This window comes from Streptomyces anatolicus (genome assembly GCF_019400875.1).
GTDB lineage: Bacteria > Actinomycetota > Actinomycetes > Streptomycetales > Streptomycetaceae > Streptomyces > Streptomyces anatolicus.
The window spans coordinates 1-7,084 of sequence record NZ_WMBF01000326.1 but is presented as its reverse complement, the minus strand read 5'-3'; the positions used below and the strand labels follow the sequence as shown (position 1 = coordinate 7,084).

The window sequence follows — 7,084 nt, the reverse complement described above, 5'->3', positions numbered from 1 at the left end:
GGCCTGGCGTGCGGCGCGCGGCGGTGGGAGCGGGAGCCGGAGCCGGAGCGGGAGGGGGGCCATGAACGTCACCGTCCGCCGCCGGAGGCGATCCGCTTGGTGAACTCGCCGTGGCCCGGCCAGGACAGCACCAGCTCGCCGTCCTCGAGACGAGCCTGGGCGAGCACGGGGGTCATGTCCTGCGCCGAGGCCCCGGCGAGCGCCTCCGAAGGCGTCCGGTAGCCACTCAGCGCCCGCAGCGTGGCGATCGTCGGCGGCATCATCAGGAGTTCGCCCGCGTCGTAGCGGGCGGCCGCGTCCGCCGGGCGGATCCAGACGGTACGGTCCGCCTCCGTAGAGGCGTTGCGCGTGCGCTGCCCCTCCGGAAGCGCCGCCACGAAGAAGAACGTGTCGTAGCGCCTGGGCTCGAACTCCGGAGTGATCCAGCGGGCCCAGGCCGCGAGCAGGTCGCTGCGCAGGATCAGCCCCCTGCGGTCCAGGAAGTCCGCGAAGGACAGGTCGCGGGCGACCAGCGCCTCGCGGTCCGCCTCCCAGTCCTCCCCCGTGGTGTCACCGACGACGGTCTCCGGAGTGGGGCCGGCGAGCAGCACGCCCGCCTCCTCGTACGTCTCACGGACCGCCGCGCAGACGATCGCCTGGGCCGCGGCCTCGTCGTCGACGCCGAGCCGGGCGGCCCACCACGCGCGCGTGGGCCCCGCCCAGCGCACCAGGTGGTCGTCGTCGCGCGGGTCGACGCCCCCGCCCGGATACGCGTACGCGCCCCCGGCGAAGGCCATGGAGGCGCGTCTGCGCAGCATGTGTACTTCAGGCGCGCCTTTCGCGCCGTGCCCCGTCGCGTCCCGGCCTTCCCGCCCGTCCTGCCCGCTCTGCCCTTCCCTGAGCAGCATGACGGTCGCGGCGCGGCGCGGGGCCGCCGGAGTCAGCTCACCGCTCGCGAGGGCGCGGATGCGGTCGGGCCACTCCGGGGGATACCACTGCCCATTTGCCATGGGCGGAGGCTATCCCCTGGTGCGCTGATGTTCGAGAGGCAACAATCACGCCTGCCCGAGCGGCGCGAGCACGCCCTACGGAGACGTCGGCTCACGCCCTAGGAGACGTCAGCTCACGCCCTACGGAGACGTCAGCTCCACCTGGAACTCGACCTCGACCGGCGCGTCGAGCGGCAGTACGGCCACGCCCACGGCGCTGCGCGCGTGCACGCCCTTCTCGCCGAGCACCTCGCCGAGCAGCTCACTCGCGCCGTTGATCACGCCGGGCTGGCCCGTGAAGTCCTGGGCGGAGGCCACGAAGCCGACGACCTTCACGACGCGCGCGATGCGGTCGAGGTCACCGGCGACGGACTTGATCGCGGCCAGGCCGTTCAGCGCGCAGGTGCGGGCCAGTTCCTTGGCCTCTTCCGGGGTGACCTCGGCGCCGACCTTGCCGGTCACGGCGAGCTTGCCCTCCACCATCGGGAGCTGTCCCGCGGTGTAGACGTACACACCGGACTGGACGGCCGGCTGGTACGAGGCCAGCGGCGGCACGACGTCCGGCAGCGTCAGGCCCAGCTCGGCGAGGCGGGCCTCGACAGCCCCGCTCATGCCTGCTTCTCGCGCTTCAGGTAGGCGACGAGCTGCTCGGGGTTGTTCGGCCCGGGCACGACCTGGACCAGCTCCCAGCCGTCCTCGCCCCAGGTGTCCAGAATCTGCTTCGTGGCATGGACGAGCAGCGGCACGGTTGCGTATTCCCACTTGGTCATGTGGCCGACTGTAGTCGGTGTGAGGCGATGCTCACGGTGGCCTCCTGCTTAGCCCGGGCGGCGACTGGTTAGGCTCACCGGTGTGAGCAGGCTCCAGGTCGTCAGTGGCAAGGGCGGTACCGGCAAGACCACGGTGGCCGCGGCCCTCGCGCTCGCCCTCGCGACGGAGGGGAAACGCACCCTTCTCGTCGAGGTCGAGGGCAGGCAGGGCATCGCGCAGCTCTTCGAGACGGAGGCGCTGCCTTATGAGGAGCGGAAGATCGCCGTCGCTCCCGGGGGCGGGGAGGTGTACGCCCTCGCCATCGACCCCGAGCTGGCGCTGCTCGAATACCTCCAGATGTTCTACAAACTGGGGGGCGCGGGCCGGGCCCTGAAGAAGCTCGGCGCCATCGACTTCGCGACCACCATCGCGCCGGGCCTGCGGGACGTCCTGCTGACCGGCAAGGCCTGCGAGGCGGTGCGCAGGAAGGACAAGAGCGGGCGGTTCGCATACGACTTTGTCGTGATGGACGCCCCGCCCACCGGCCGCATCACCCGCTTCCTGAACGTGAACGACGAGGTCGCGGGCCTCGCGAAGATCGGGCCCATACACAACCAGGCGCAGGCCGTGATGCGGGTGCTCAAGTCGCCCGAGACCGCCGTGCACTTGGTGACCCTCCTCGAGGAGATGCCCGTCCAGGAGACCGCGGACGGGATCGCCGAGCTGCGGGCCGCGCGGCTGCCCGTGGGGCGCGTCATCGTGAACATGGTGCGTTCGGCACTGCTTGACGAGGCCGAGCTGGAGCTGGGTCTGGAGCGTGCGCCCCGTACGGCAATCGCCAAGTCGCTCGCCGCGGCGGGCCTCGGCGGAGCGCGCCGCGGGGGCAACGCCGAGCGGCTGGTCGACCCGCTCCTCGAGCAGGCCGCGGAGTACGCCGAGCGGTACGCCCTGGAGCGCGACCAGCGTGCCGTGCTCGCGGACTTCGGCCGGCCCCTGCACGAACTCCCGCTGCTGGCGGGCGGGATGGACCTCGCGGGCCTCTACGAGCTCGCCACGGCACTGCGGAAGCAAGGGATCGCATGACCCCGGAACCGGCACGGACCTCGGACTCGGCACGGGCCTCGGACCCGGCAGGGACCTCGGACCCGGCACGGCCCCTGGACGCCGCCCGCGCGCTGGACGTCGACGCCCTGATCGACGACCCGAAGACCCGCATCGTGGTGTGCTGTGGCTCCGGAGGCGTCGGCAAGACGACCACCGCGGCCGCCATAGGGCTGCGCGCGGCCGAGCGGGGCCGCAAGGTCGTCGTACTCACGATCGATCCGGCGCGCAGGCTCGCCCAGTCCATGGGCATCGACCAGCTCGACAACGTGCCACGGCGGGTCAAGGACGTCGAAGGCGAGGGCGCCGGCGAGCTGCACGCCATGATGCTCGACATGAAGCGCACGTTCGACGAGATCGTCGAGGCGCACGCGGACAAGGAGCGGGCCGCCGCGATCCTCGGCAACCCCTTCTACCAGTCGCTCTCGGCGGGCTTCGCGGGCACGCAGGAGTACATGGCGATGGAGAAGCTGGGGCAGCTGCGCTCGCGGGACGAGTGGGACCTGATCGTCGTCGACACCCCGCCCTCGCGCTCGGCGCTGGACTTCCTCGACGCGCCCAAGCGCCTCGGCTCCTTCCTGGACGGGAAGTTGATCCGGCTGCTCATGGCGCCGGCGAAGGTGGGCGGCCGGGCCGGGCTGAAGTTCCTGAACGTCGGCATGTCGATGATGACGGGGGCGCTGGGCAAGCTGCTCGGCGGGCCGCTGCTGCAGGACGTACAGACGTTCGTGGCGGCGATGGACACCATGTTCGGGGGGTTCCGTACGCGGGCGGATGCCACGTACCGGCTGTTGCAGGCGCCCGGTACGGCGTTCCTCGTGGTGGCCTCGCCGGAGCGGGACGCGCTGCGGGAGGCCGCGTACTTCGTGGAGCGCCTGGCCGCCGACGACATGCCGCTGGCCGGTCTGGTGCTGAACCGTGTGCACGGCAGTGGCGCCGCCCAGCTGTCGGCCGAGCGGGCGCTCGCCGCCGCGGAAAATCTTGAGGAGAGCGGCATTGTGGATCAGGGGGACGGGAAGGTTGGGGATCGTAACTCCCCTGATACGCCCGCGACTTCGACCCCTGCGACTTCCGAGACCTCTGAGCTATCCGAGACCTCTGAGCCTCCCGAGAACTCTGAACACCCCGAGACCTCTGAACATCCCGAGCCCACGGCCGACACGTCGGGCGACCCGTCCGTCGAGCAGCTGACCGCGGGGCTGCTGCGGCTGCACGCCGAGCGGATGCGGCTGCTCGCGCGTGAACAGCGCACGCGTGACCGCTTCACCGCGCGCCACCCCGAGGTGGCGGTCGCCGAAGTGGCCGCGCTGCCGGGCGATGTGCACGACCTGGCGGGGCTGCGGGCCATCGGGGACCGGCTGGCAGGCTGACGCCGCGCCGACCGCGTACCCCTCCGTACACCGCTGCCGTGCAGCGGTGCACCGCTTCCGTAAGCCGCTCCCGGGCAACCACCCCGGGCAGTCGCTCCGGGGGCGGCGCTAGCCCACCGCCGCGTAGCTCTCGTACGTCTCCTCGTCCTCCAAGTCCACGGGCAGCAGGCCCGCGCCGCGCTCGTACTCGGAACGCGCGGTCTCCAGGAGCCTGCGCCATGAGGTGACGGTGGGACGCCTGCGCAGCAGTGCGCGGCGCTCACGCTCCGTCATGCCACCCCACACGCCGAACTCGACGCGGTTGTCGAGCGCGTCGGCCAGGCACTCGGTCCGCACCGGGCATCCGGTGCACACCGCCTTGGCCCTGTTCTGCGCTGCTCCTTGAACGAACAGTTCATCTGGATCGGTAGTGCGGCAGGCCGCCTGCGCACTCCAGTCGGTTACCCAGCCCATACCGGCGCCGTCCTCTCCCGAATCGAGGCTCCCCCACGGCGGCAGCGGCATATTCACCGCCGCCAGTTGAGGACGTTACGGAAGGTGGGCACAGCGCAACACCCCCTTCGGGCCCAATCTTGGATGGCCCGAACGGACTATGCGTAAGCGGCAGATCACCCGACGGAGTGAGCGGGCGACATACGTGAGGAACCCGGCAAACCGGGACGGTTCAGTTGAGTCACAACGGACACCTGGCGCCACAAAAGGCGAATTCGGGCATAATTTCGTCGGATTCGGGAACGACGGAGGGGCTTGTTGCCGCGCCCCACTGCTGTGACAGTTGAGAGCAGCTTAGGCCAAGGCATTCAGGCCTGTCCGGCGAATCAGAACGTAGGCTGCACTCATGGGAAAGAAGCGCTCGGGTGGCGGTCTGTCACCGGCTCAGCAGGCCGCGAAGTTCCTAGGAGTCAGCGTGCTCGCCGGCGCGGTGCTGGCCGGAATCGCGCTGCCCGCGTTCGGCGCGCTGGGTCTCGCGGCCAAGGGTTCGGTCGAGGGGTTCGACGAGATCCCGGCCAATCTGAAGCAGCCGCCGCTCAGCCAGCGCACCAGCATCCTGGACAACAAGGGCGGCCAGATCGCGACGGTCTACTCACGTGACCGCACGGTCGTCCCGCTCAAGGACATCTCGCCGTACATGCAGAAGGCGATCGTCGCGATCGAGGACTCCCGCTTCTACGAGCACGGCGCGGTCGACCTCAAGGGCATCCTGCGCGCCCTCAACCAGAACGCGCAGAGCGGCGGCGTCTCGCAGGGCGCCTCGACGCTCACGCAGCAGTACGTGAAGAACGTCTTCGTCGAGGAGGCGGGCGACGACCCGACGAAGGTCGCCGAGGCCACGCAGCAGACGCTCGGCCGCAAGATCCGCGAGCTGAAGTACGCGATCCAGGTCGAGGACAAGCTCGGCAAGAAGCGCATCCTCAAGAACTACCTGAACATCACCTACTTCGGTCAGCAGGCGTACGGCATCGAGGCCGCGTCCCAGCGGTACTTCTCCAAGAGCGCCAAGGAGCTGAAGCTCCAGGAGGCCGCGCTCCTCGCCGGCATCGTGCAGTCCCCCAGCCGGTACGACCCGGTGAACGACGCGACCGAGGCCACCCAGCGGCGCAACGTGGTGCTCCAGCGGATGGCCGACACGCACGACATCTCGCAGCAGGAGGCGAACGAGGCCAAGAAGACGGACCTCGGCCTGAAGGTGAGCCGCCCCAAGAACGGCTGCATCACGGCGGTCAGCGGCGCCGGCTTCTTCTGTGACTACGTGCGCGAGATCTTCCTCAACGACCCGGTCTTCGGCAAGACGAAGGAAGAGCGCGCCAAGATCTGGAACCGCGGCGGCCTGAAGGTCCGTACGACGCTCGACCCGCAGACGCAGGACTCGGTGCAGGCGTCGATCAAGGACCACGTGAACAAGACCGACGACGTGGCGACCGCCGCCACCATCGTCGAGCCGGGCACGGGCCGGATCCTCGGCATGGGCCAGTCGCGGCCGTACGGCTTCCAGAAGGACGAGACCACGATCAACCTCTCCGTGGACGACTCCATGGGCGGCGGCGCGGGCTACCAGCCCGGTTCGACGTTCAAGCCGATCGTCGCGGCAGCCGCCCTGGAGGGCGGCAAGTCGGCCGGACAGAGCTACTCGTCCCCGTACGAGATGCCGTATCCGGAACGCGTCTCGGCCTGTGACGGCAAGACCTGGGTGAACACCAACAACGAGAAGCTCACCAACGAGAACGAGACCGAGGTCGGTCCGTACGGCATGAAGGAAGCGACCGCCAAGTCGGTCAACACCTACTACGTGCAGCTCATCGGCGACATCGGCATCTGCCCCGTGACGCGCCTCGCCGAGAAGATGGGCGTCGAGCGGGCCGACGGCAAGGAGATCGCGCAGGCGCCGTCGATCGCCCTTGGCACCCAGGAGATGTCGCCGCTGACGATGGCGAGCGCGTACGCGACGTTCGCCTCGCGCGGTACTTACTGCTCGCCGGTGGCCATCGAGTCGATCACCACGCTCGCCGGCAAGTCGCTGCCGGTGCCGAAGTCGACGTGCTCGCGCGCGATGTCGGAGAAGACGGCGGACACGATCAACACCCTCCTGAAGGGCGTGGTCGAGGACGGCACGGGCCAGAAGGCCGGTCTCGGCTCGCGGGCGAGCGCGGGCAAGACGGGTACGACGGACTTCCGTTACGCGGCCTGGTTCGTCGGCTACACCCCGAACATGTCGGGCGCGGTCTGGGTCGGCGACCCGCAGCACAAGCGGCAGATGGTCGACATCACCATCGGCGGCGTCCCGTACGACAAGGTCTTCGGTGGCGAGGTGCCGGGCCCGATCTGGCGCGACGCCATGAGCGGCGCCCTGGCGGGCAAGCCGGCGCCCGGCTTCAACTCCGTGCATCTTCCCGGTGG

At 69.9% G+C, this 7,084-nt stretch carries 7 protein-coding genes; 3 read left to right on the top strand and 4 right to left on the bottom strand.

The genetic code is table 11. The annotated features are described in order from the left end of the window. Positions 1 to 68: 68 nt before the first annotated feature. The 3 genes from GKQ77_RS23755 to sp36 all read right to left on the bottom strand — a co-directional run bounded on the left by GKQ77_RS23755 (position 69) and on the right by sp36 (position 1,738). Positions 69 to 989 carry an NUDIX hydrolase gene (locus GKQ77_RS23755; protein WP_219690965.1) on the bottom strand — a complete coding sequence of 307 codons (921 nt, stop codon included), beginning with the start codon at positions 987 to 989 and terminating at the stop codon, positions 69 to 71. Between the two features lie 120 nt (positions 990 to 1,109). Continuing rightward, positions 1,110 to 1,580 (bottom strand): RidA family protein, encoded by a 471-nt coding sequence (locus GKQ77_RS23750; protein WP_219690964.1) that lies wholly within the window; start codon positions 1,578 to 1,580, stop codon positions 1,110 to 1,112. Further along, a complete protein-coding gene (gene sp36 / locus GKQ77_RS23745) occupies positions 1,577 to 1,738 on the bottom strand; it encodes a Sp36 family protein (protein WP_003975360.1) in 162 nt (53 codons plus the stop codon). Before sp36 ends, GKQ77_RS23750 begins: the two co-directional genes overlap by 4 nt. A gap of 82 nt (positions 1,739 to 1,820) precedes the next feature. On the opposite strand from sp36, the gene bagA reads away from it, so the two are divergent. Continuing rightward, a complete protein-coding gene (bagA, locus tag GKQ77_RS23740; protein WP_219690963.1) occupies positions 1,821 to 2,801 on the top strand; it encodes an ATPase BagA in 981 nt (326 codons plus the stop codon). Beyond that, positions 2,798 to 4,189 carry an ATPase BagB gene (gene bagB, locus GKQ77_RS23735; RefSeq protein ID WP_219690962.1) on the top strand — a complete coding sequence of 464 codons (1,392 nt, stop codon included), beginning with the start codon at positions 2,798 to 2,800 and terminating at the stop codon, positions 4,187 to 4,189. The genes bagA and bagB overlap by 4 nt, the downstream gene beginning before the upstream one ends. A gap of 108 nt (positions 4,190 to 4,297) precedes the next feature. Here the strand turns inward: bagB and GKQ77_RS23730 are convergent, their stop codons facing one another. Further along, positions 4,298 to 4,642 carry a WhiB family transcriptional regulator gene (locus GKQ77_RS23730; protein WP_030782081.1) on the bottom strand — a complete coding sequence of 115 codons (345 nt, stop codon included), beginning with the start codon at positions 4,640 to 4,642 and terminating at the stop codon, positions 4,298 to 4,300. A 385-nt stretch (positions 4,643 to 5,027) separates the two neighbouring features. Between GKQ77_RS23730 and GKQ77_RS23725 the strand changes: the two genes are divergently transcribed. Next, positions 5,028 to 7,084: transglycosylase domain-containing protein (locus tag GKQ77_RS23725; protein WP_219690961.1), on the top strand; the 2,057-nt coding region annotated here is incomplete at its 3' end.

Coding starts and splice junctions, on each gene's coding strand:
- bagB (WP_219690962.1), top strand. CDS start 2,798: ATGACCCCGGAACCGGCACGGACCTCGGACTCGGCACGGGCCTCGGAC.
- GKQ77_RS23730 (WP_030782081.1), bottom strand. CDS start 4,642: ATGGGCTGGGTAACCGACTGGAGTGCGCAGGCGGCCTGCCGCACTACC.
- GKQ77_RS23750 (WP_219690964.1), bottom strand. CDS start 1,580: ATGAGCGGGGCTGTCGAGGCCCGCCTCGCCGAGCTGGGCCTGACGCTG.
- sp36 (WP_003975360.1), bottom strand. CDS start 1,738: ATGACCAAGTGGGAATACGCAACCGTGCCGCTGCTCGTCCATGCCACG.
- GKQ77_RS23755 (WP_219690965.1), bottom strand. CDS start 989: ATGGCAAATGGGCAGTGGTATCCCCCGGAGTGGCCCGACCGCATCCGC.